Source organism: Tumidithrix helvetica PCC 7403 (assembly GCF_965232925.1).
Lineage (GTDB): Bacteria > Cyanobacteriota > Cyanobacteriia > Pseudanabaenales > Pseudanabaenaceae > Tumidithrix > Tumidithrix helvetica.
In genome coordinates this window covers 79,569-102,186 of the sequence record NZ_CBDDRA010000001.1, presented here as the reverse complement: position 1 = coordinate 102,186, position 22,618 = coordinate 79,569, and the positions used below count along the sequence as shown (strand labels likewise).

The window sequence follows — 22,618 nt, the reverse complement described above, 5'->3', positions numbered from 1 at the left end:
CTATTTCATGTAACCCAAATGACACTCCGTAAAGCATGGCAACGCACTGCCCTCTGGCTGGGAATAGGCTGGAGCCTTTTGTGGAGTCTAATTCTCTTCGATCTTCCTGTCATTCAACAACTCGACCTGTCTCTACAGGATCGCCTTATCTATCTGAGCCATCCCAGCACGCCTCCCCCAGAGATTTTGCTCGTCCCCATTACCGATTCTGACTTGAGAAGTTGGGGACTAGACAAAGAGCCGATAGTTTATACCTCATTAGTCAAGCGGATTCTCGACGCAGATGCATCGGTCGTCGTTCTTAACCTAATGCCCAACTGGGTGCAGACCTCAGATCATGCTAATCATCCCATCAAAACCTTAGTTCAAGAAAATACCTCTCGGATCGTCGTTGTCATTCCCACTTCCAGTGCCAGTCAGTCAAATCCCATAGAATGGCGAAGTTACGAATACTTTCTTCCCTCAACCGATCGAGGGAACCCTCTATTTTCGCCCAGATCGATTGTAGGATTTTCCGAATTCGAGCCAGAAGCCAAACATCCCTTTGGTTCTAAAAGCACAGCGCGTCAGGCAAATTTGTCAGGAGAATTCACGCTCTCCCATAATCTAGATCGCCCAGAAACACTCGACTCCGCCGCTCTACTCAGCCTCAAGAAATTCAATCCCCAAGTTCGAGAGCAGTTTCCTTCCCCATCCCCCATTCAGATCCGTTTCTGGGGAGCGACGGGAACCTTCCCTAGACTCAAGGCGGAATCGATTTTAAGCAATAGTCCATTGCTGGCACAGGTTCGCAATAAAATTGTCTCGATCGGCTTTACAGATACTTCTAACCCCGATGCCTTTGCAATTCGATCGCCGTTTGGCGAACTCATGCCTGCGGTCGAGCTGCAAGCCAATCTGCTGGCAAGTTTGCTGACCAACTCTTTTTATCGCATCGTGCCATTATGGATTCAAAATGCTCTCATTGTTTGGGGTGGCGTCGCGATCGCTGCATGGATTATCTATGGAAAACTGAGCAGGAATTTGAGAAGACGATACCGCTATTGGCTCAGTCCAATCTTTGGGCTGGGTGGGTTTGGTCTACTCGGGCTGCTGCTATTTAGTCAAGGCTGGATTCTACCCGTACCCTTTCCCCTCTGCGTTTGGGGTGCAACCGCAATATCTGTATTTATTTCCTTACGCTTGGGCATCCAAAAAGATCTGATCTACCAGCAACAGTGCGAAATCGATCGCCTACACAATATCGAACAAGCAGCAATTCTCGCACAAGCCCAAAAAACGCTGCATCGCCTCGCCGCCAATATTCACCAAGGGCCGCTCCAAGAACTAAAACTCGTGATGGATCGCCTAGAAATGTTGCAAGTAAACGGAACGGCATCCAAACTCGACCCCATTCTAGATCGCTTGGCAAGCATGGGGCAGCACCTGCGCCAGCAGTTAAATCAAACTCGTGCGATCGCGCTGCAACTCACGCCCAAATTGAAAGCAGGATTGGCTGCTGGCATAGAAGCGAAACTGTACCAACTCATCAATTCTAGAGAACTCACCCTCAGCGTCATTCAAGACATCCAACCCCTCGACGAACCCGAACTCAATAGCCTCTGGCTAGCAGCCCGCGAGGATATTTATCGTTTTTTTATTGAGGCGATTACCAATGTCACGATCCACGCTCAACCACCCCATGGCAAGGCTACGCAGGTTAAGGTGATTCTGAGTCAGCAAGATAGGTATTGTTCGCTGGCGATCGAGAATGATGGTTCACAACTTGATCCCGCAACCTTTGAGAGCCCGACAAATTTGAGAATGCAGGGAGGCTATGGGATGAAATTTATGGCAACGATCGCGACAGAGCTACCCGATGGCTTATTTGAATGCGTCGCCTTACAAGAGGGGGGCTTAAGAGTGCAGCTTTCTTGGGAAATTGCCTTTAATTAATCGAAATTTAGTCGTTTTGAACTATGTAACTGTAAATTTATGCAAAAACAAGCTTCTCTTTAGATATCTTTTAGGATTATGATAAATACCTAATTCCAATTTGGCTGGGAGGTTATGGATTCTCGACCACCTCTATTTTTAATTCTCGAAGATCATCCCGAAGTCGCTCAAAACAACTGCCTATTTTTACAAAAACTTCATCCAGAAGCGATATGTGAGATAGCTCACGCGCCTGCTGAGGCTCTAGAACGACTCAAGCTAGAGATCCCCGACCTAATTATTGTCGATTTGCTATTTGGGACATCGACGGGCGAACAATCGGCGCAACCCTGTTTAGAACTGTTGCGCCAGATTTTTCAGGGCTACCCGATGTTGAATGTTCTGATTTATACCAGCGAGTACAGATATTTAAAACCGCTGAGTAAATTGCTCGGTCGCCACAAAGGCGGATTTGTTGTGGTCAGCAAACTCGAACGTCGCAAAGCCTATTTAGAGGGGGTCAAACATGCCCTAGAGGGCAAACTAGAGATTCCCAGAGAACTGCGCCACGATATCGATCTAGACGAACGCGAGACAGAAGTTCTAAACCTATTGGGGCGGGAAGCGCTCACAGACAAAGCGATCGCTCAACGCATGAACATTTCCTTAAAAACCGCTCAAAATTCCATTCAACGGCTAAAGGCAAAACTGGGAATCGATTATCTCGATGAAAACAATACCAGTACCCGCGTTGCCCTCTGCATGGAAGCCGTGCGGCGCAAACTAATCGTGTTATGAACAGCCAAGTTTACAATTCTCAATGCGAAGGAACTTTAAGGAGAGGTGAGGCTGAGATTAAGGTAAAATCAAGGTATCGATTAGCTGTGCAGGTGCATTATGAGAAAACCGCAAAACAAAGCTAAGGAAACGGAAGAAGTGAGTGCTGGCACGATTCTTTTTATTGCCGTAATGGTTTTAATCGTTCCCCTTCTCTTTGCTGGTTTTTTATTCCAGTAAATATTTGAGAAGGCTTGTATAATCAGTTCAATCTCTCTGTTTCCTAACGACAACTTCGCTACGATTCTCTAGGAGTACTGAGCTACTAAATTGAGGTAAATCCCTTGGCAGATCGTTCCCCGATCGCAAATATTGGTTCTGTACTTTCTGTCCGTGGAAGTGTGGTTGACGTGCGCTTTCCGCAACAGTTGCCAGAGCTGCGTACCCAACTCCAAACAGGAAAAGGCGGCAAGATCGCGATCGAAGTCGTTTCGCATTTGAGTTCGCAGGTGGTGCGTGGCGTTGCCCTAGCACCGACAGCAGGGCTGGCAAGGGGTAAAACCGTGACCGATACGGGGCATCCCCTGCAAGTTCCTGTCGGCGATCGCTTGTTGGGACGCATGTTCAATTTGTTTGGCGAACCGATCGATGGGGGCGAACCGATCGCAGGCGGAGAATGGCGATCGATCCACGCCACGCCGATCGCGATGTCAGAACGCGTTACCAAATCGGAAATTCTGAAAACAGGCATCAAGGCGATCGATGTGCTTGCGCCATTGGAAAGGGGCGGCAAGGCAGGACTGCTGGGCGGTGCGGGTGTGGGCAAAACCGTACTGATTACCGAAATGATTCACAATATGGTGAAGCAGCACCAGGGCGTGAGTTTGTTTTGCGGGATTGGCGAACGCTGTCGCGAGGCGCTAGACCTCTATGACGAAATGAAATCGACGGGCGTTTTAAAGAATACGGTGTTGATGTTCGGGCAAATGAACGAGCCGCCAGGGGCGAGGTTTCGGGTCGGACATGCCGCCTTGACGATGGCTGAATATTTTCGCGATCGCCAGCACCAAGATGTGTTGTTACTGATTGACAATATTTTCCGCTTTATCCAAGCGGGTGCAGAGGTATCGGGCTTAATGGGGCAATTGCCCTCGCGGGTTGGCTATCAACCGACCCTTGCCACGGAACTGGCACAGTTAGAGGAACGCATTTGCAATACGAATGCAGGGGCGATCACCTCGATTCAGGCGATATACGTGCCTGCGGATGACTTTACCGATCCTTCGGCAGTTCACGCATTTTCGCATTTGTCGGCTTCCATCGTTCTGTCGCGCAAACGTGCTAGCGAAGGCTTTTATCCTGCCGTGGATTTGTTGCAGTCCAATTCCAAAATGTTGATGCCCCATATTGTTGGCGATCGCCACTATCGCATTGCCCAAGCCATTCGCCAGACCCTCGCCACCTATGAGGAGTTAAAGGACATCATCGCCATGCTGGGGCTAGAAGAACTGTCGCAAGCCGATCGCCAATTGGTCTATCGGGCGCGGCGTTTGGAAAGATTTCTGACCCAACCGTTCTTTTCGACCACGCAGTTTACGGGCTTGGCAGGAAAGGTGGTCGAACTAGAGGATGCCCTAAACGGATGCGATCGCATTCTCAATGATGAGTTTTCTGAAGTTTCGGAGCGATCGCTCTACATGATTGGTACAGTTGAAGAAGTCGTTCAGAAGCATTAGAGTGGTGTGTCATGCTGCTCAAAATTATCTTACCTACCAAGATTTTGCTGGAAACGGAAGTCAGCAAAGTCGTTGCCGAAGCCGAGAATGGTTCGTTTTGTCTGCTGCCGCGCCATGTGGACTTTGTAGCGATACTGGTACCGAGTTTGCTTTCGTTTATTCCCGAGGAAGGAAAAGAACAGTTTTGGGCAGTTGATGAAGGAATTTTAATTAAACAAGAAGATACCGTTACAATTTCGACCCAACACGCGGCTAAGGGGGAGGATCTAGGAATGTTGCGACAAACGATCGCCCAACAATTTCGGGCTTTCAGCGATCGCGAAAAAACAGCGCGATCGGTATTGGCAAAACTCGAAATCAGCACGATTCGACGTTTTATCGAGTTAGGTGAATTTTTATGAAATCCCCTCAATCTTCGCGGCGCAAAGCCCGATCGCCTGCCCATGTCTTTACGGAAGCGATCGCCACCAAGGAACAGCGCAAATTACACGCCCGTCAAACCCAACCCTTTGGGGGCGTTTGGTTTGGTCTGGGTTTTGCAGGTTTGGTCGGTTGGTCGGTAGTCGCGCCCACGCTCTTAGGCATGGCGCTGGGCATGTGGATCGATCGCCAGTTTCCCAGTCAGATGTCTTGGACTTTGGCACTGATGTTGGGCGGCTTGACGCTGGGTTGCTTGGTGGCTTGGCAGTGGGTTGCCCAAGAGCAAGAGCGCATGGTGCGATCGCAAGCTCCCCTAGACCGATTAACCGAGCCCGAGCCCGATTCCGAGCCCGAATCTAATTCTGAAACGGAGGTCAAACATGATTAGTTTGTTCTTTCTACCCTTGACGCTAATTTTAGGTGCTGTGCTAGGCACGGTCTATTTTGGTGGATTGTGGGTGACGGTGCGAAAATTGCCCAAAGCCCGCGCCCCCGTCCTCTTAGCTCTAGGCAGTTTTTTCGGAAGGTTAGGGATTGTGTTGGCGGGATTTTCTCTGTTGCTTTTCTGCGTCAAAGACTATGCGCCCCTGCATTTAATCGCTTGTTTGGGCATGTTTTTTTGGATTCGCAATCGTACGATCGAGCGACTCCAACCGATCGCACCAAAACGAGGAGGATAAATGCACATTAGTCCCGATTCAATTGTGTTTTGGCAATGGGGGAATGTCGCGCTCAATGCGACGTTGGTCTTCACTTGGGCAATTATTTTGCTTTTGGGAATCTGCTCTTGGTCGATTACGCGCAAGCTTTCTAGCGATGTCGAAATCGGCCACTGGCAAAATTTTTTAGAAGTTTTGGTGAGTACGGTTCGAGAACAAATTCGTCAAACCAGCGGCAAAGAACCCGATCGCTATCTTCCCTTTATTGGAACCCTGTTTATTTTCATTGCCACGTCGAATTTACTGGCGATCGTACCTTTCTATCACCCACCCACGGGATCGCTTTCCACCACGGCTGCTCTTGCTATTTGCGTGTTTTTTGCCGTCCCTGTTTTCGGGATTCGCCAACAGGGGCTGGGGAATTACCTGCGCCAATACCTGAAACCCAGTCCGATTATGCTGCCTTTTCACATTATTAGCGAACTCTCTCGCACCCTAGCCCTAGCCGTTCGCCTATTCGGGAACGTCATGAGCGAAAGCATGATTGCCGCCCTATTACTGGCGATCGCACCTTTTTTCTTTCCTGCGATCATGCAGCTTCTGGGCTTAATCACTGGGATCATTCAAGCCTATATCTTTGCGATTTTGGCATTGGTATACATCGGCTCGGCAAGTCATGGGGATTGATTCCCAGACAGAGGGGAGACTGTAAGGAATTACTTCTTTTTCTACTGCATCCAAAATCTAAAACGGTTAGACTCAAATAAGGAAGGGCATTATGACGCATCTTGATAGTAACAATCCCATTTTTATGGCTGTTTGGATTGTGGGAACGATTTCGATTTTAACGGCGGGGTTGACCATTGCCATTGGCTCGATCGCACCCGCCCTCGGTGAAGGAAAAGCGATCGCCCAAGCCCTGAACGCAATCGCCCAACAACCCGACGAAGCCAACACGATTACGCGCACGCTGTTTGTGGGGCTTGCCTTTATCGAATCGGTGGCGATTTACTGTTTTGTGATCTCGCTGATCCTGATTTTTGCAAATCCCTTTTGGAATTACGTGATTTCTGCCGTTACGAAAGTAGGGGGGTAACAAGCGTGGAAATTAACTGGGTTACCTTTACGGCGCAAATTGTTAACTTTTTTGTTTTGGTATTTGTGCTGCAACGCTTACTTTACAAGCCGATCGTCAAAGCGATGGAACGCCGCGAACAAACAATTCGCGATCGCTTAAACTCCGCCGAGCAGAAGCAGCAGGAGGCACAGCAGGAGGTCGCCCATTACCAACAGATGCAAGCAGACTTAGCGGCAAGACAAGCGGAATTACTCACCCAAGCACAGGCAGAGGTCGAGCAAACCCGCCAAAGGCTGTTACAGGAAGTGCGCGATGCGGCGGCAGTAGAGCGATCGCAGTGGCAGGCAAGCCTGCGCCGACAGAAAGAAGCGTTTTTGCAGGAGGTGCGCCATCGCACGATGCAGCAGTTACAGGCAACCGTACAGTTGGTGCTTAAGGATCTGGCAGAAGTCACCCTAGAGGCACAGGTCGCCAAGGTATTCCTACAACGCTTGCAAAATCTTGCCGATCGCGATCGCATTGGCTTAGTGACTGCCTTAACCCAAACCGAGCAACAGAGCAGTATTGCCCTTACCCTAGTGAGTGCCTTTGAATTGCCCGAATCAATTCGCACTGCGATCGCGCAGGTCTTACAGAATTACTTGAATGCAGCGAATTTAGGCGATCTAGATTTGGACTGCGAAACCCAACCCGATTTAATTTGTGGTATCGAACTGCGCGGCAGGGGCTACAAACTGACTTGGAGTATTGAAGCCTATCTCGATGCGATCGCAGAGAATTTAGCTTCTGTTCTGGTTGAAGAAATAGGCGAAGAAATCAGTGAAGAAATAGGCGAAGAAATTAGCGAGGGAATTAATGCAGAAGGAGTAGAGCCAGCGCATGGATAATCTCTTGCAAACCATTTTCAACGAGACACTCTCCCTTTACGATCGCGTACTCAACGCCCATCCCCCCGACCTGCGATCGCAGGAAATCGGCATCGTGCAGTCGATCGGACAGGGCATTGCCAAAGTGACGGGATTGCCCCATGTGGAATCAGAAGAAATCGTTCGCTTTGCAGGTGGCACTCTGGGCATGGTGTTTAACCTCGACCCCGATGAAGTCGGCATTATTCTGCTCGATGCCAGCGATCGCCTCAGGGCAGGCTTCGAGGTACGGCGCACGGGCAAGGTTTTAGAAGTTCCCGTGGGCGATACGATTCTCGGACGGGTGATCGATCCCCTCGGTCGTCCCCTCGATGGCAAAGGCGCGATCCGTACTTCCCAGCGTCGTCCTGCCGAACGCAATGCCCCTGCAATTATGGATCGCGCTCCTGTGAATGTGCCTCTGCAAACGGGAATCAAGGCGATCGATGCCCTCATTCCGATCGGGCGCGGACAGCGGGAATTGATTTTGGGCGATCGCCAAACAGGAAAAAGTGCCCTTGCGATCGATACGATCGTCAATCAAAAAGACAAAAATGTTCTCTGCATGTATTGCGCGATCGGACAGCGCAGCACCGCCGTTGCTAAACTAATTGCGGATTTGGAAGAATACGGCGCGATGGACTATACCACCGTTGTCATGGCTGCGGGTGAAGAACCGCCCGGATTGCAGTTCGTCGCGCCCTATGCCGCAACGACCATGGCAGAATACTTTATGGAACAGGGGCGCGATGTTCTGATTATTTACGACGACCTCACCACCCATGCCCGTGCCTATCGCGAACTCTCGCTGCTGTTGCGCCGTCCCCCCGGTCGCGAAGCCTTTCCTGGGGATATTTTCTACATTCACTCCCGCCTGCTAGAACGCTCCACCCATCTCCATCCCAATCTCGGTGGTGGTTCGCTCACTGCACTGCCAATCTTGGAAACCGAAGCCCAAAACATGGCTGCCTATATTCCCACCAACCTGATTTCGATTACGGACGGACAGATTTACCTATCGCCTGGGCTATTTCAAAAAGGCGTATTGCCCGCGATCGATGTGGGCAAATCCGTTTCCCGTGTCGGTGGTAAAACCCAGCTACCCGCCTATCGTTCGGTTGCAGGGGCATTACGGCTCTCCTATTCGCAATTTGAAGAACTCGAAGCTTTCTCGCGCTTTGGTACGCGCCTAGAAGAATCGACCCGCCTTGCCTTAGAACGGGGGCGGCGCGTGCGCGAAGTACTCAAACAACCGCAGTACAAGCCTATGCCCGTCGCCACCCAAATCGCTATTCTGCTTGCCGTTACCGAAGGGTTGCTCGATGCCATTCCGATCGGTCAAATTAGCGCGTGTGAAACTGCGATCGCCCAAGCAGTCGCAGCCCAATTACCCGATCTCTGCGATCGGATCGAACGGGGTGAAGCTCTGAGTGCAAGCGATCGCGCATCTCTGTTGCGGGTTGTCCGCGATCGCCTCAGTAATTCAAATCATAATTCAGAAACAGGAGGAACTCCATGACCTCCATTCAATCGCTGCAACGCCAAATTCATACGGCTACCGACCTGCGATCGGTCGTCAAAATGATGAAGGTGCTGGCAGCAGTCAATATCCATCAATACGAGCAAGCGGTGGCATCCCTGAGCGAATATACCCAAACCATCGAAAAGGGATTGTATGTCGTTCTCAAAACCATGCATCCCCAGGGATTTATCCAAGCGAATGGCATGCATGGCAATAACGGCGAACCTCTTAAAAGTACGCCTTTCGCCCTGACTCAAGTTTCTAGCAAACGCTGCGGTGCGATTGTCTTTGGTTCGGAACAGGGAATGTGCGGACAATTTAACGAACAGATTGCCCGTTATGCGATCGCGGAAATTCAACATACAGAGATCGCAGCCGATCGCCTGTCCATATTTACCGTAGGCACAAGGATTATTCCTCCCTTAGAAACTGCGGGTTTTGCGATCGCCCAAACCTTCGAGATGCCCAGTTCCCTCGTAGGGATTACGCCGATGGTACAGGAAATGTTGATTCAAATCGAAACTTGGCGCGATCGCGATCGGATCGATCGCATCCTGCTGTTTTACAACCGCCTCCATGCCAGTACCTTTAGCGAACCCAGCAAACTACAACTCTTGCCCCTCGATCGGCAATGGTTGCAAACGATCGCACAACAGACATGGCAATCGCGATCGCTGCCCACGTTTACCATGTCCAGCGATCGGCTATTCGCTTCGCTATTGCGACAATATTTCTTTATCTCTCTCTATCGCGCCTTTGTCGAGTCCCTCGCCAGCGAAAATGCCAGCCGCCTCGCCTCCATGCAAATTGCTGAGAAGAATATTGAGGAACGCATTGCAGAATTTACGATTGCCTATCAACAAGAGCGTCAAACTGCGATCACCGCCGAGCTTTTAGAGATCGTCACAGCCTATTGATCGCTTGACAGACAACTTGCGGTTTGTGGCGGCGGAGGCATGCGATCGATTAAGATAATCCCAATTGATGCGTTAAGAGATTAAATCACGTGATTGCCATTTACCCCGGCAGCTTTGACCCAATTACGTTTGGACATTTAGATATCATCAAGCGCAGCAGTCAACTGTTTGAGCGGACGATCGTGGCAGTACTGCGAAATCCGAATAAATCCCCTTTGTTTACAATTCAAGAACGGATCGAGCAAATCAAAATAGCGACAAGGCATCTAGAGAATATCGATGTCGATACATTTTCTGGACTAACCGTTACTTTTGCAAGGCTCAAACAAGCGCAGGTTCTGATTCGGGGCTTAAGAGCGGTTTCAGACTTTGAGATGGAACTGCAAATGGCACATACCAACAAGACCCTCGCCGAGGAAATTGAAACGGTATTTCTCTCGACATCGAATGAATACAGCTTCTTAAGTAGCAGTGTCGTGAAGGAAATTGCCAGATGTGGCGGGCCCGTCGATCATCTTGTGCCTGCGGAAGTAGCGATCGCTTTGTCATTACGCTTTCAACCAATGGAACTCGATCTAGCTAATAGTTCATCCTAAAAACAGATGAGTCAGCGCATTATTGGCATTACAGGTGGAATCGCCACAGGCAAAACCATGGTTTCAGACTATCTGCATCAAACCTATGGATTACCTATTCTCGATGCGGATGTTTACGCGCGAGAAGCCGTGCAAGGAGAAATCCTCAATCAAATTATCCAGCGTTATGGAACTGAGATTTTGGATAATAGTCAAACGATAGAATCCAACCAGCCCCCTAGCCTGAATCGCCAAAAATTAGGCGCGATTATTTTTCAAGATGCGACAGAGCGCAAATGGTTAGAGAGCTTAATTCATCCCTATGTACGAGATCGCTTCCACACTACTGTCAAACAATATCAGCCCAATACCCTGGTGATGGTGATTCCCTTATTGTTTGAGGCAAAGTTGCAAAATTTAGTTACAGAGATCTGGGTGGTTGCTTGCGATTTAAATTTGGAATTAGAGCGACTGATGCAACGCAATCGATTGTCAGCCGAGGAAGCAAAACTGCGCATTCAAAGTCAGATGCCTCTATCCGAAAAAGTTTTGCTAGCCGATGTCGTGTTAGAAAACAATGGGACATCGGCTGAACTATTCGAGCAAGTGGATAACGCCCTATTTAACTCAATTCATGGCTTTAGTGTGGCGCTTTCGTAGTTTTGTAACTTCAGCATTTCGTTCTGGACGTTCATCCCAATCACTAAAGCATCACTCAGCAGGGAACTATACCGATCGGCTTGATTTTGAACCTCTAATGACTCCAAAGCGATCGAATTTTGCTCGATATTGCTAAAGAGTGTATGGCGATCGCTTAAGAAATGACGATGCTCTCGTAAGATTCTTTCAGTTGTCAAACCACAAATCAAACTATCTCTTGTTAGCTCAAGTGCTTGCAGGATATCCTCTCGACGATCGAGCTTTGAGGATTGATTGCCAACAGACTTGAGGCGATCGCAAATATCTACAGCAAAAATCACCTGATTATACTTATCAACTTCATCAAGGAGGTGATATAAACAAGTCATTTTTTTAGCTCTATTCCAAGCAAAAAAATTCCAACTCAGAAATAAAATTAGCACTAGAGAGAATACAAAAATAGCAAATCCAATCCGATCTTGATGATTCTCGATGGAACTATGGAAAGCCTGAAAGATCATGATGCTAATTGGCAAACTAAAAATCGAAATCAAGAATAAAGTAATTGCCTCACTCAGCAAAAAAGGAACCCAAAGTTTAGGCTTTTTTAGGATAAAAATCTTGTACGCGCTTCCCATAAGTAAGAGGCTAATTTCTTTTCCTGTTACCCTTTCTAAATCTTGCTCGGTAATCTGTAAGTGCTTGATATCAGCTTGCATACTTGTTGGATAAGCTCAGATTTATTGGAAAAACATTTGCCTAATGGAATTCCAGACTGCCAGATAGAAATTTCCTTCACGGGGACGAAAAAGATCGAATTTAGAGCCAAAAGAACCAAAAAACGGTCTGAGCGTCCAAGCCATCTGACTGCCAACAAATGCATAAAGCCCAAGCCAGAACTTTAAAATAGATATGCGAACCTTGCGATTTTTATCAACTAAAGTATCTGCTCTCGCTAAAGCCTGATCTAAGGTAAGAGGTTCAACCTTTGGCAGCAAAACTTGATAAAGAAAGTAAACTCCAATCAGTCCAGTCAATGTGAATATTGCTACATTTAATAAAAGGAAAAAAGAATAGTTGTCTGTCGTAATCAAGAAAAATAATGTAACGGGAGAAAAACCAAATAGTAATGTGCTTGTAATGGTCACAGCGCAAAGCAAAATTGCAGCATATTGGTCTAAACGGGTTTTCGCGCCGAAGTAGACATTAAAGAAATAAAGCGCTGGTAAGCAGATTGCTAAAGTGATGAGGAATAAAAATGGCAATTTTGCCGCTGAAGATAAAACCTGCATCCAAGAACTAACTGCACCAATCAAGCCGCCATAAATTGCTAAAAATATGGAGCTACATACTAACAATCCCACTATTTTAGTATTGATTTTGATGCCGTCATAGATTTCTTCAATAAATCGATCGCGATCGCTAAGTAATGCAATAAGAACTGAAAAAAATGGCATAAAGTATCAAGGTCTGAAATTTTTCTCGATCCCTTCGGACGTTTTTGAGGGTAACAAGTTCCTTAGAAGTAGTTGTGGCACTTCAGTTGTGAATTGGCGATTTGGATGATGGGTTAGCGATGCGTTACGCATCATCCAAATCCATTGAAATTAAATCCGTTACCACTTCTTGTAGGGTAAGAACTTGCCATTCATCGTCACCTGAACGCGATCGCCCTTAGGATCATCAATCTTTTCAATATCCAGCGTAAAGTCGATCGCACTCATAATCCCATCTCCAAACTTTTCCTGAATAACTTCCTTCATGGGCATTCCGTAAACCTGCAAAATTTCATAGAAACGATACAGCAAAGGATCGACAGCAACAACTGGGTCTAGACCTTTTAAGGGATAACTCACGAGTTCGGCAACTGCATCTGGCTCAAGCTCTAAGAGACTCGCAAGTTTACTCGCTTCATCCTTAGATGCAGTTGCCTGACCGTAAAACAAAGCGGCAATCCAAACTTCATCGCGTCCTAAGACCTTCTCTAAATCTGCAAAGCTTAATCCCTTTGCTTTCTTTGCTGCTAAAAGTTTTTGGGTCAAGACTGGAATCGACATAATATCCTCGCAATTAAATCGCGTTCAAGGGTTTGAAAAAAATCAACCCAAGCGTAATCTGATTTTGGCGCTCGAATGGTTCATCTCGCTCAATTTTGCGATCGCACTTAAAATTTTAAGTAATACCATTTTCAAAAAGTGATGCAACGCATCTTTTTGAAAAGACCGCGCTCCGCGCGGAACACAAAACCCGATCTGTCGCAATTTCAAGAGAAATTGGTATAACGACCATTGTCAAAATTCTTGAAATTTAGCGCAGATAGTCCCTAAGACTGATGTTCAGGCACATTGGATTTCATTAGGTTAATATTAGTTAATAATTAAATTCTTTAAAATTAAAGAATAGCCCTCTGATGGAGTTGTAGCAGTGAAAAATAACGGAAATAATAACAAAGATAATAAAAAGTGGAAGAGTTTTGGTTTATACGCACTGTTATTGATCGTGGTGATTACGCTCGGTGCAGCTTTACTCGATAGTCAGCCCCAGCCTCAAGGTGAATGGCGCTACAGTAAGCTTATTGCGGAAGTGAAAAAGACGCCCCCGGGTGTATCTAGAGTCACGTTTAGCACCGATCGCTCTTGGGCAGAAGTCACTGTACCTAATAGTGGCGGTAAAAAGGTGCGGGTAAACTTGCCCAACGACCCCACATTTAGCGAAACGCTCAGCACCAACAATATCGAATTTGATGTTGCACCCCGCCGTAATGATGGCGCACTCTTTCAAACCCTCAGTAGTTTGATCTTGCCGATTTTACTTTTGGTGGGACTATTCTTTTTACTGCGTCGCGCCCAAGTCGGTCCTGGTAGCCAAGCGATGAATTTTGGCAAGTCCAAAGCCAGAGTGCAAATGGAGCCACAAACCCAAGTTACCTTTAGCGACGTTGCAGGCATCGAACAAGCCAAACTAGAGTTAACTGAAGTTGTAGACTTCCTCAAAAATAGCGATCGCTTTACCGCAGTCGGAGCCAAGATTCCTAAAGGCGTCCTGTTAGTTGGGCCTCCCGGAACTGGTAAAACCCTGCTTGCGCGTGCCGTCGCTGGTGAAGCTGGCGTGCCTTTCTTTAGCATATCTGGCTCAGAGTTTGTCGAAATGTTTGTAGGGGTTGGTGCTTCTAGAGTGCGCGATCTGTTCGAGCAAGCCAAATCAAACGCACCTTGTATTGTATTTATTGATGAAATCGATGCTGTCGGTCGCCAACGTGGTGCTGGACTCGGTGGTGGTAATGACGAGCGCGAGCAAACCCTCAACCAACTGCTCACCGAAATGGATGGGTTTGAGGGCAACACGGGTATCATCATCATCGCAGCAACCAACCGTCCTGATGTCCTTGATGCCGCCTTGCTGCGCCCAGGTCGATTCGATCGCCAAGTTGTGGTCGATCGCCCCGATTTTGCTGGCCGTTTAGAAATTCTGGGCGTTCATGCCCGTGGCAAGACCTTAGGACAAGATGTTGACCTCGAAAAGATTGCCCGTCGTACCCCCGGGTTTACAGGTGCTGACCTCTCTAACTTGCTGAACGAAGCTGCGATTTTGGCGGCTCGTCGCAACTTGACTGAGATCTCGATGGACGAAATCAATGATGCCGTCGATCGCGTCTTGGCTGGGCCCGAAAAGAAAGATCGGGTGATGAGCGACAAGCGCAAAAAGTTGGTTGCCTACCATGAATCAGGCCATGCCTTGGTTGGTGCTTTACTGCCTGATTACGATGCCGTTCAAAAAGTCACGATTATTCCACGCGGACGTGCGGGTGGTTTGACTTGGTTCTTACCTACCGAAGATCGGATGCAAAGCCGCATCTACTTGCAAAATCAAATGGCAGTGGCTTTGGGTGGCAGACTAGCCGAAGAAATTGTGTTTGGTGAAGAAGAAGTTACAACTGGAGCCTCTAGCGATCTGCAACAGGTGGCAGCGATCGCGCGTCAGATGGTCATGCGTTTCGGCATGAGCGAAAAATTGGGGCCTGTGGCTTTGGGGCGTTCTAGCGGCAATATGTTCCTCGGTCGTGAGATTGCTGCCGAACGCGACTTTTCCGAAGAAACCGCAGCTATGATCGATGATGAAGTCGGTCAATTGGTCGATCGCGCCTACAGGTTGGCGAAGCAACTCTTGCTAGACAACCGCCATGTGCTTGACAAGATTGCAGAAGCATTAATCGAGCGTGAAACCGTTGACTCTGATGAGCTACAGGAAATCTTAGACACAAGCGAACTCAGATTAGCTGCTACGTTCTAGACCACTTGCCCGCAATTTTCATCAGAGATTTCTTAAACCCTTTTCTAAATGCCTCCTACTTAACTAGGGGGCATTTTTATCTCTTATCCATAATCGGCTACGGTTTATACCCCCAGTTTCAGCAAAATTAACTAAAATGAAGCTAAATCAGACTTCAAATCGACTGTCACTTCATGTCAATAATTTCTCTAGCCATAATCAGTTTCTTTGCATGGGTGGTTAGTACCCTCGCTGGCGGTGGTAGCCCGTTTATACTCATCCCTTTGGTGAATGTCATGTTGGGAGCTGCCGCCGTACCCCCTGTGATTACGATTGGCATGTTTTTAGGGAATGCCCATCGCATTTCACTATTTTGGCGACATATTGATTGGAAATTGACATTTTGGTACGCACCTGGAGCGATCGCAGGTGCAATCCTTGGGGCTTATACCTTTACCCAAATTCATCTCGATTGGCTGCAACTCCTGATTGGTGTTTTTCTGATAATCAGTGTTTTTGGCTTTGCGATCGAAAAGAAATCGGACAAGAAACCCGAACTAGACCTAAAAGCTAAAAACGAGATTCCCGCCCCACAAACAAAACTAAAAGCTTGGTATATCTTACCCGCTGGATTCCTAAAAGCTTTTGTCTCTGGACTCGTTGGTACAACTGGTCCCGTCTTAAACCCATTTTACCTAGGCTATGGCCTGGTCAAAGAGCAGTTGATTGCCACTAAAGCTATTCACATGGTCATTATCCACTTGGTTAAAATTATTACCTATGGAATCTTTGGGGTATTGTCAGCGGATAATATTGGAGCGGGTTTGGTAATTGGGCTGGTAGCAATTCCAGCTAATTTTTTGGGTAAATATATTCTAGAGAATTATATGAATGCCCAACAGTTTCGCCAGTTAGTTTTAACCTCAATGGTAGTCAGTGGTTTTTGGCTACTATGGGGACAACGTGACTTAATGCATCTTTGGCTTTGACACGCTCCGATTTAATCATGATGAGCGTAGGGGCAATTCATGAATTGCCCCTACGCTCAATGCAGAGGAAAGAATTTCTCATGTATCAAATAGGAGCGCTATAGTCTGGACAATGCTCGGCAGCAAAAAATGTGCTAGAGATAATCTAAGTGAAGCAATTCGCAAAATTCTCCATGTAGGATAGGGCAATGGCAAGATTTCCTTGGTTGCGATCGCTATTGTTATTTATCGGTATTGGGCTAATTGTTTCCTTTGCCGTGGCTTTGCTCGATCGCATCTTACAAATTTACAATCTCATTGCTACGGCTTCGCCAATTTTGGCAGGGTTGTGCGTATTGCTCTTGATTGCCCTGCTTTTTGGGCTATTTATAGCCATTTGGCGGTATTTGCGTATCTTTGGGACTGAACCAGAGAAAAAACGTCCCGAGCCAGAGGTTTCTACCGATAAAGTTGAAGCTGCCGAAGAAAGTATTGCAGCGCTTCAGCAGCAGTTAGAGCAAATTCAAGATGAGATTACCAAGCGATCTCTGCTCGAACGCTCCGAAGATTTGCGTGATAGTTTTACGCGGTTAGAGTTAAAAGTGGTTGTGTTTGGCGTTGGCTCCGCAGGCAAAACTTCACTGGTGAACGCGCTACTGGCTGAGGCACAGGCTGTAGATAAAGCTGTAGATAAAAATTCTGCTGAGGCGATTCCCAAAGGTGAGGTCGGTGCGGTGATGGGAACCACGACGATTGGCGAAACCTATGCCCCCGTCAGGTTTAAAAATCTAGAATTCCCCGTGATTATTACTGACTGCCCTGGGATCTTGGAGGCAGGTGCGATCGGTAGCGATCGCGAGCAAGAAGCAAGACTATTGGCAACAGAGGCAGATTTATTATTGTTTGTCGTGGATGACGACCTGCGCCAATCAGAATATGAAGCGCTCAAAGCTCTCACCGCGATCGGTAAGCGCACCCTATTGGTGTTTAACAAAGTTGACCGCTTTACCAAAAGCGATCGCGAGTCCATTCTTGCCCAGCTACGCCAGCGCGTGGTTTCGTTTATTGCTCCTGGAGATGTGGTGGCGATCGCCGCACGTCCAGCCACGCTTACTTTAGATTCGGGAGAAATCGTTACGCCATCACCGAAACTTAAACCGCTTTTGACCCAGTTGGTGGATATTCTTAATTACGAAGCCGACGAGTTGATTGCAGATAACGTACTTTTGCAATCTCAACGTTTAGGAGCAGAGGCACGTCGGATTATCAATACCCAACGGCAAGCAGAAGCGGAAAAAGTTGTTGAGAAATTTCAATGGTTGGTAGCTGGGGTAGTGTTTGCTACGCCTTTGCCTGTGGTGGACTTGCTGGCAACCGCCGCGATTAACGCGCAAATGGTGGTGGAACTGGGCAAGGTCTATGGCGCTGATATTAATTTAGAACGCGGCAAGGAATTAGCCTCTTCGCTAACACGCACTTTAGTTAGTCTGGGGATTGTTAAAGGCGTCGTGCAGATTGTCTCGACTGCAATTTCTTTAACAATTGTGGGATTGCTACTCAAAGCCACCGTGCAAGGTGTAACGGCTGCCTATCTCACGCGCATTGCAGGGAAAAGTTTTATTGAATATTTCAGCCGCAATCAAGATTGGGGCGATGGTGGTATTGCCGAGGTCGTACAACGTCAGTTTCAACTCAACCGCCGCGATGAGTTCATCAAATCTTTTATTCAAGAAGCAGTAAATCGCGTCATGCAATTATCAAAAATTGACAAGTCAAAGTAGCAGTAGATTTTCTACAAGCGAATTGGGGAAAATGTCAGCTGATCCGTAAACCATAGTGGCTGGTGTAATTGATGCCATGATCATCTACTCCTATTTTATGACAGGAGCTGGTTGGCTTTGTGTCTTTGCTTTGTGCGGCGTAAAGCGCATTTATAGAACTCACATTGAGTTACAGAAGTAGAGCATTAAATATGTAGCCAATGCTGATAATACCAACTGTCATTAGACCAACAAATACGGCTAACAGTTGAGGACGCAGTACCTTTTTAAGGATCACGATTTCAGGAAGAGATAGTGCTGTTACTGCCATTGTAAAAGCTAAAACTGTACCCATAGGCATTCCTTTATTGACTAAAGCTTCGGTAATTGGCATCACGCCCGCGATGTTCGCATAGAGTGGCACGCCCAAAACTACGGCAAGTGGCACTGCTAAAGGGTTATGAACACCCGCATATTTGACAATAAAGTCGGTCGGCACATAACCATGAATCCCTGCGCCGATCGCAATCCCTCCAACCACATAAAGCCACACCGATCGCACAATTTCGCTAGATTGAAATCTGCCTTGCTCAAATCTTTGATTCCAAGTCAGCGCAACGGGTTCCAGATTGTCTTCATCATCGGGAACCATACCTTGACGAGATCTTTGCAGTTCCCAAACAAATGGTTCGACCCATTTTTCTAGTTTAAGAAGTCCGATGATATATCCAGAAGCGATCGCTAAGCCAACACCAAAACCGATATAAATCAGCGTTACTTTAAGTCCAAATAATCCCCACAATAGGATTACAGCGACTTCATTCACCATTGGTGCTGCCATCAGATAGGAAAAAGTTACGCCTAAAGGAACACCTGCTTCTAAAAATCCAATAAATAAAGGAACTGCCGAACAAGAACAGAATGGAGTGACAATTCCCACGAGCGCTGCCAAAACATTCCCAGCAAAAGTGCGCTTTCCTTCTAACAAAGAACGTACTCGCTCTGGTTCTAAAAAACTCTGAAATGTTCCAACAATAAAGCTAATCACAATCAGCAAAGTTAAAACTTTTGGCACATCGTAAAGGAAGAAATGTAGGCTTGAGCCTAAATGTGAGGCGATTTCTAGCCCCAAAAGCTTTGTGACAATCTGAGTTGCTAACCAATCAAAGGGATAAAACGGATCGAACATGGTTTTATCCCTTTAACGTTGCAATAGCGGTTGAATTTGCTCTGCACTAATTACTTGCCCTTTGCTGACAACCTTGCCATTGATGGTCATTGCGGGGGTAGACATTACGCCACGCATGGCAATTTCCACAGGATCGGTAATATGCAGAACCTCGGCAGCGAGATTCAGATTCGCCACTGCTTGTTTAGCATTTTTCTCTAACTGTTGGCACTTTTTACAGCCCGTACCCAAAATTTCGATTTTGACGGTATCCATAGTAATTCTCCTTTTTGTTGTTTTATTTCTATTTTAGATTAATCAAGCTAAGCTACAGATTGTTTAAACCTTTTGCTCAAAGTACGCATTGCCAAAAACGCCGAAAGGACAGTTAGGCTTCCTATTTTGTGAAAACCATGCCGAGTAGTGAACCTGCTCCTCTCGAGTGATATTTCATCGCTGAATTTAGGCTTGCCAAATAACATTTAGTTGTATGTAAAAATAATCAAACGAAACCCGATCGCTCTAGTTTTTTAAACAGTGAGTCAAGCATGGTCAGTCGCTCTAACAGCATTAATCACTTTAAACATCTTTGGAATTGGCGCACTGCTTTGCAAATTGTGTTTGCGATTTTGGCGATCGCGATCGCTACGGCTGCTTGGCTAAACCTGAGGCGAAATCTACGAAATTTGGGCTTTGAGTTGAGTTTTGATTTTCTCAATTCTCAAGCTTCTTTTAATCTGCGCGAAACCCCGATCGCCTATCAACCCTCTGACAGCTATAGTCGCGCTCTAGTAATTGGTCTGCTCAATTCGCTCAAGGTCTCCGTGGTGGCGGTAGTAGCAGCTACCGTTTTTGGGATTACGGCTGGCGTATCTAGGTTGTCTAAAAATTGGCTTCTGCGTCAAATCGCGCTTGTTTACGTCGAACTGTTTCGGAATGTGCCACTACTCCTGCAACTCTTTTTTTGGTATTCAGCAGTTTTTCTATCTCTCCCCAAGACTGGCGAACCGATTAATTTAGGGGCGATATCATTATCGATCGAAGGTGTAAAGCTACCTTGGTTCCAAACGACCTTCTCCTCAGAGTTTTCTGCTTTGGTGTTTGGGTTAACCACCTTTTCCAGTGCGTTTATTGCTGAAATTGTGCGGGGCGGCATCCAAGCTATTCCCAAAGGTCAAACAGAAGCTGCCAAAGCCCTAGGCTTAAAATCTGGACTGGTGATGCGTTTGATCGTGTTGCCGCAAGCTTTGCGCGTGATTATTCCGCCGCTGACCAGCCAGTATTTGAATATTGCCAAAAACTCTAGCCTCGCGATCGCGATTGGTTTTGAGGATGTCTATGCGATCGCCTCCACGACGCTCAACCAAACAGGCAGACCCGTAAACGTTGTTCTATTGTTGATGGGCATCTACTTGGGTATAAGCCTCTTCATCTCAAGTGGCATGAACCTCTTAAATCGACGAGTACAGTTTGTCGAACGATAAAAATCAGATAAAACCCGCTAAGGCAGTGCGATCGCGCCTAAAATCTTAGAGATAGTTTATATTCCAGTTTTTGCTTTTAAGTTTTTTCTCAACTTTACGTACTTCCTTATGTCCCTTGAACCCGTCGCACTGACCACTCCCCTGTTTTATGCAAACGCTCTCCCTCACATCGGTAGTGCTTATCCCACGATTGCGGCGGATGCTTTGGCACGTTTTTATCGACTCAAGGGGCATCCAACCCGATTCATTACAGGTACGGACGAGCACGGGCAAAAAATTCAACGCTCTGCCGAAAAACTCAATCGCACCCCTCAAGAGCATTGCGATCTCGTCGTCAGTGAATTTGAAGCCCTTTGGCAGCAATTAAATATTCGCTACGATCGCTTTTCTCGAACCACAGCACCGCGACATCAAGCGATCGTCAATGAATTTTTTCAGCGGGTCTATGCGGCAGGCGATATTTACCTGAGCCAACAACAGGGCTGGTACTGTGTTGCCTGTGAAGAATTTAAAGAAGAAAGAGAACTGCTCGACGAGCATCGCTGTCCGATTCATACCAACGTTGTCTGTGAGTGGCGCGATGAAGCCAACTATTTCTTTCGGCTGTCCAAATATCAAGACAGATTAGAACAGCTCTACCGCGATCGCCCCGATTTCATTCAACCTGAGGCTCGTCGCAATGAGGTTCTAGGTTTTGTCAAACAGGGTTTAACCGATTTTTCCATTTCTCGCGTCAACCTAGATTGGGGCTTCCCAATGCCCACCGATCCCAGCCATACCATCTATGTTTGGTTCGATGCCCTGCTGGGCTACATCACTGCTTTACTCGACCCTGAAGATGAACCTACCCTAGAGAACGCCCTCAAAACTTGGTTCCCCTTCAAGGTGCATATTATTGGCAAAGACATTCTGCGCTTTCATGCGATTTATTGGCCAGCTATGTTGATGTCTGCAGAGTTAGCTATCCCCGAACGTGTTTTTGGTCACGGCTTACTGACTAAAGATGGGCTCAAGATGGGCAAAACCCTGGGCAATACGATCGATCCTTACGATCTGGTCAAACGCTTTGGGGCGGATGCCGTTCGTTATTATTTCCTTAAGGAAATCGAATTTGGTCGCGACGGAGATTTCAATGAAGAACGGTTTATCGCGATCGTCAATGCCGATTTAGCCAATAGCCTAGGTAATTTGCTCAACCGCAGCCTTGGCATGGTCGGCAAATATTGTCATGGGGTTGTACCCGTTTCTACAGCGAGTGAATTGCGTGAATTGGTAGTATCGGTGATTGAGACTGCTAGTTCGTTGGGAGATCGCGTCGCCGACAACTACAGCAATCTTGATTTTCAATCTGCCTGCAACAATATTTTAGATTTGATCTGGAAATGCAACAAATTAATTGATGATGCGGCTCCTTGGAAACTCTTTAAGGCAGGACAGCAGGCAGAAGTCAATGAGGTCTTATATACGATCTTAGAGTCCGTCCGCATTGCTGCCTACCTTTTATCGCCAGTCACCCCGAAACTAAGTTCGGAGATTTATCGTCAACTTGGATTAGATTTTCAAGAAGCTTTACCACCTGATTGGATTCATTGCAAGTGGGGAATACTAACCGAAGGGGCATCTTTACACTCACCAACGCCAATTTTTCAGCGGATTGAGACTCAAGCAGCCACCAATTCTCAAAAAGTTTAAGGGGCAATCTAGTATTTTATACGCACCTAGGCATATTTACTTACATGATATACTCTACTTAGTTACTTAGTTTGAACCTGCGATCGATTGATTAACCCATCAATTAATTAAAAATATTAGTGAATATTTGGTTTT

General features: G+C 46.9%; 23 protein-coding genes. 18 read left to right on the top strand and 5 right to left on the bottom strand.

The genetic code is table 11. The features are described 5' to 3' along the window. Positions 1-18 precede the first annotated feature (18 nt). From ACP2WE_RS00440 to coaE, 13 genes are all read left to right on the top strand, one after another. Positions 19-1,935: a CHASE2 domain-containing protein gene (locus ACP2WE_RS00440; protein ID WP_425213647.1), complete on the top strand. Its 1,917-nt coding sequence runs from the start codon at positions 19-21 to the stop codon at positions 1,933-1,935. Between the two features lie 114 nt (positions 1,936-2,049). Next, positions 2,050-2,712, top strand: coding sequence for a response regulator transcription factor (locus ACP2WE_RS00435; RefSeq protein ID WP_425213646.1), 663 nt, complete (start codon positions 2,050-2,052; stop codon positions 2,710-2,712). Between the two features lie 323 nt (positions 2,713-3,035). Beyond that, positions 3,036-4,427, top strand: coding sequence for a F0F1 ATP synthase subunit beta (atpD, locus tag ACP2WE_RS00430; protein WP_425213645.1), 1,392 nt, complete (start codon positions 3,036-3,038; stop codon positions 4,425-4,427). An 11-nt stretch (positions 4,428-4,438) separates the two neighbouring features. Further along, positions 4,439-4,828, top strand: a complete 390-nt coding sequence (locus ACP2WE_RS00425) for a F0F1 ATP synthase subunit epsilon (protein ID WP_425213644.1) — start codon at positions 4,439-4,441, stop codon at positions 4,826-4,828. Next, a complete protein-coding gene (locus ACP2WE_RS00420; protein ID WP_425213643.1) occupies positions 4,825-5,235 on the top strand; it encodes an AtpZ/AtpI family protein in 411 nt (136 codons plus the stop codon). Before ACP2WE_RS00425 ends, ACP2WE_RS00420 begins: the two co-directional genes overlap by 4 nt. Then, on the top strand, positions 5,228-5,527 hold the full coding sequence (locus ACP2WE_RS00415) for an N-ATPase subunit AtpR (RefSeq protein ID WP_425213642.1): 300 nt from the start codon (positions 5,228-5,230) through the stop codon (positions 5,525-5,527). The genes ACP2WE_RS00420 and ACP2WE_RS00415 overlap by 8 nt, the downstream gene beginning before the upstream one ends. Next, the gene (locus tag ACP2WE_RS00410) at positions 5,528-6,193 is read left to right on the top strand and encodes a F0F1 ATP synthase subunit A (RefSeq protein WP_425213641.1); all 666 of its coding nucleotides are present in this window, start codon (positions 5,528-5,530) and stop codon (positions 6,191-6,193) included. It begins immediately after the preceding gene. Positions 6,194-6,284: 91 nt separating this feature from the next. Further along, positions 6,285-6,602 (top strand): F0F1 ATP synthase subunit C, encoded by a 318-nt coding sequence (locus ACP2WE_RS00405; protein WP_425213640.1) that lies wholly within the window; start codon positions 6,285-6,287, stop codon positions 6,600-6,602. A gap of 5 nt (positions 6,603-6,607) precedes the next feature. Then, entirely contained in the window at positions 6,608-7,471 is an 864-nt protein-coding gene (locus ACP2WE_RS00400; protein WP_425213639.1) for a F0F1 ATP synthase subunit B family protein, read from the top strand. Continuing rightward, complete coding sequence (locus ACP2WE_RS00395) at positions 7,464-9,008, top strand: alternate F1F0 ATPase, F1 subunit alpha (protein ID WP_425213638.1); 1,545 nt, start codon at positions 7,464-7,466, stop codon at positions 9,006-9,008. The genes ACP2WE_RS00400 and ACP2WE_RS00395 overlap by 8 nt, the downstream gene beginning before the upstream one ends. Then, positions 9,005-9,928: a F0F1 ATP synthase subunit gamma gene (locus ACP2WE_RS00390; RefSeq protein WP_425213637.1), complete on the top strand. Its 924-nt coding sequence runs from the start codon at positions 9,005-9,007 to the stop codon at positions 9,926-9,928. The genes ACP2WE_RS00395 and ACP2WE_RS00390 overlap by 4 nt, the downstream gene beginning before the upstream one ends. 89 nt (positions 9,929-10,017) lie before the next feature. After that, positions 10,018-10,524 (top strand): pantetheine-phosphate adenylyltransferase, encoded by a 507-nt coding sequence (coaD, locus tag ACP2WE_RS00385; protein WP_425213636.1) that lies wholly within the window; start codon positions 10,018-10,020, stop codon positions 10,522-10,524. A gap of 6 nt (positions 10,525-10,530) precedes the next feature. Next, the gene (gene coaE / locus ACP2WE_RS00380) at positions 10,531-11,163 is read left to right on the top strand and encodes a dephospho-CoA kinase (protein ID WP_425213635.1); all 633 of its coding nucleotides are present in this window, start codon (positions 10,531-10,533) and stop codon (positions 11,161-11,163) included. Here coaE and ACP2WE_RS00375 read toward each other — a convergent pair. From ACP2WE_RS00375 to cynS, 3 genes are all read right to left on the bottom strand, one after another. Then, the gene (locus tag ACP2WE_RS00375) at positions 11,136-11,861 is read right to left on the bottom strand and encodes a hypothetical protein (RefSeq protein WP_425213634.1); all 726 of its coding nucleotides are present in this window, start codon (positions 11,859-11,861) and stop codon (positions 11,136-11,138) included. The two genes, coaE and ACP2WE_RS00375, sit on opposite strands and share 28 nt — an antisense overlap. 21 nt (positions 11,862-11,882) lie before the next feature. Beyond that, positions 11,883-12,599 carry an actin-binding WH2 domain-containing protein gene (locus ACP2WE_RS00370; RefSeq protein WP_425213633.1) on the bottom strand — a complete coding sequence of 239 codons (717 nt, stop codon included), beginning with the start codon at positions 12,597-12,599 and terminating at the stop codon, positions 11,883-11,885. 159 nt (positions 12,600-12,758) lie between these two features. Then, the gene (gene cynS, locus ACP2WE_RS00365; protein ID WP_425213632.1) at positions 12,759-13,199 is read right to left on the bottom strand and encodes a cyanase; all 441 of its coding nucleotides are present in this window, start codon (positions 13,197-13,199) and stop codon (positions 12,759-12,761) included. Between the two features lie 367 nt (positions 13,200-13,566). Here cynS and ftsH point away from each other — a divergent pair, with 367 nt between their 5' ends. The 3 genes from ftsH to ACP2WE_RS00350 all read left to right on the top strand — a co-directional run bounded on the left by ftsH (position 13,567) and on the right by ACP2WE_RS00350 (position 18,160). Further along, positions 13,567-15,432 (top strand): ATP-dependent zinc metalloprotease FtsH, encoded by a 1,866-nt coding sequence (gene ftsH, locus ACP2WE_RS00360; RefSeq protein WP_425213631.1) that lies wholly within the window; start codon positions 13,567-13,569, stop codon positions 15,430-15,432. Positions 15,433-15,605: 173 nt separating this feature from the next. Continuing rightward, positions 15,606-16,400 carry a sulfite exporter TauE/SafE family protein gene (locus ACP2WE_RS00355; RefSeq protein WP_425213630.1) on the top strand — a complete coding sequence of 265 codons (795 nt, stop codon included), beginning with the start codon at positions 15,606-15,608 and terminating at the stop codon, positions 16,398-16,400. Positions 16,401-16,588: 188 nt separating this feature from the next. Then, the gene (locus tag ACP2WE_RS00350; protein ID WP_425213629.1) at positions 16,589-18,160 is read left to right on the top strand and encodes a YcjF family protein; all 1,572 of its coding nucleotides are present in this window, start codon (positions 16,589-16,591) and stop codon (positions 18,158-18,160) included. A 169-nt stretch (positions 18,161-18,329) separates the two neighbouring features. Here the strand turns inward: ACP2WE_RS00350 and ACP2WE_RS00345 are convergent, their stop codons facing one another. Beyond that, positions 18,330-19,328, bottom strand: coding sequence for a permease (locus ACP2WE_RS00345; protein WP_425213628.1), 999 nt, complete (start codon positions 19,326-19,328; stop codon positions 18,330-18,332). Positions 19,329-19,340: 12 nt separating this feature from the next. Continuing rightward, a complete protein-coding gene (locus tag ACP2WE_RS00340) occupies positions 19,341-19,583 on the bottom strand; it encodes a thioredoxin family protein (protein ID WP_425213627.1) in 243 nt (80 codons plus the stop codon). Between the two features lie 272 nt (positions 19,584-19,855). Here ACP2WE_RS00340 and ACP2WE_RS00335 point away from each other — a divergent pair, with 272 nt between their 5' ends. Further along, positions 19,856-20,791 (top strand): ABC transporter permease subunit, encoded by a 936-nt coding sequence (locus ACP2WE_RS00335; RefSeq protein WP_425213626.1) that lies wholly within the window; start codon positions 19,856-19,858, stop codon positions 20,789-20,791. A gap of 108 nt (positions 20,792-20,899) precedes the next feature. After that, positions 20,900-22,483, top strand: coding sequence for a methionine--tRNA ligase (gene metG, locus ACP2WE_RS00330; protein ID WP_425213625.1), 1,584 nt, complete (start codon positions 20,900-20,902; stop codon positions 22,481-22,483). Positions 22,484-22,618 lie beyond the last annotated feature (135 nt).

Bases quoted from the DNA above. Each gene is read 5' to 3' on its own strand.
- ACP2WE_RS00440 (WP_425213647.1), top strand. From the start codon at position 19: ATGACACTCCGTAAAGCATGGCAACGCACTGCCCTCTGGCTGGGAATA.
- ACP2WE_RS00435 (WP_425213646.1), top strand. From the start codon at position 2,050: ATGGATTCTCGACCACCTCTATTTTTAATTCTCGAAGATCATCCCGAA.
- ACP2WE_RS00425 (WP_425213644.1), top strand. From the start codon at position 4,439: ATGCTGCTCAAAATTATCTTACCTACCAAGATTTTGCTGGAAACGGAA.
- ACP2WE_RS00420 (WP_425213643.1), top strand. From the start codon at position 4,825: ATGAAATCCCCTCAATCTTCGCGGCGCAAAGCCCGATCGCCTGCCCAT.
- ACP2WE_RS00415 (WP_425213642.1), top strand. From the start codon at position 5,228: ATGATTAGTTTGTTCTTTCTACCCTTGACGCTAATTTTAGGTGCTGTG.
- ACP2WE_RS00410 (WP_425213641.1), top strand. From the start codon at position 5,528: ATGCACATTAGTCCCGATTCAATTGTGTTTTGGCAATGGGGGAATGTC.
- ACP2WE_RS00405 (WP_425213640.1), top strand. From the start codon at position 6,285: ATGACGCATCTTGATAGTAACAATCCCATTTTTATGGCTGTTTGGATT.
- ACP2WE_RS00395 (WP_425213638.1), top strand. From the start codon at position 7,464: ATGGATAATCTCTTGCAAACCATTTTCAACGAGACACTCTCCCTTTAC.
- ACP2WE_RS00390 (WP_425213637.1), top strand. From the start codon at position 9,005: ATGACCTCCATTCAATCGCTGCAACGCCAAATTCATACGGCTACCGAC.
- coaE (WP_425213635.1), top strand. From the start codon at position 10,531: ATGAGTCAGCGCATTATTGGCATTACAGGTGGAATCGCCACAGGCAAA.
- ACP2WE_RS00375 (WP_425213634.1), bottom strand. From the start codon at position 11,861: ATGCAAGCTGATATCAAGCACTTACAGATTACCGAGCAAGATTTAGAA.
- ACP2WE_RS00370 (WP_425213633.1), bottom strand. From the start codon at position 12,599: ATGCCATTTTTTTCAGTTCTTATTGCATTACTTAGCGATCGCGATCGA.
- cynS (WP_425213632.1), bottom strand. From the start codon at position 13,199: ATGTCGATTCCAGTCTTGACCCAAAAACTTTTAGCAGCAAAGAAAGCA.
- ACP2WE_RS00355 (WP_425213630.1), top strand. From the start codon at position 15,606: ATGTCAATAATTTCTCTAGCCATAATCAGTTTCTTTGCATGGGTGGTT.
- ACP2WE_RS00350 (WP_425213629.1), top strand. From the start codon at position 16,589: ATGGCAAGATTTCCTTGGTTGCGATCGCTATTGTTATTTATCGGTATT.
- ACP2WE_RS00345 (WP_425213628.1), bottom strand. From the start codon at position 19,328: ATGTTCGATCCGTTTTATCCCTTTGATTGGTTAGCAACTCAGATTGTC.
- ACP2WE_RS00340 (WP_425213627.1), bottom strand. From the start codon at position 19,583: ATGGATACCGTCAAAATCGAAATTTTGGGTACGGGCTGTAAAAAGTGC.
- ACP2WE_RS00335 (WP_425213626.1), top strand. From the start codon at position 19,856: ATGGTCAGTCGCTCTAACAGCATTAATCACTTTAAACATCTTTGGAAT.
- metG (WP_425213625.1), top strand. From the start codon at position 20,900: ATGTCCCTTGAACCCGTCGCACTGACCACTCCCCTGTTTTATGCAAAC.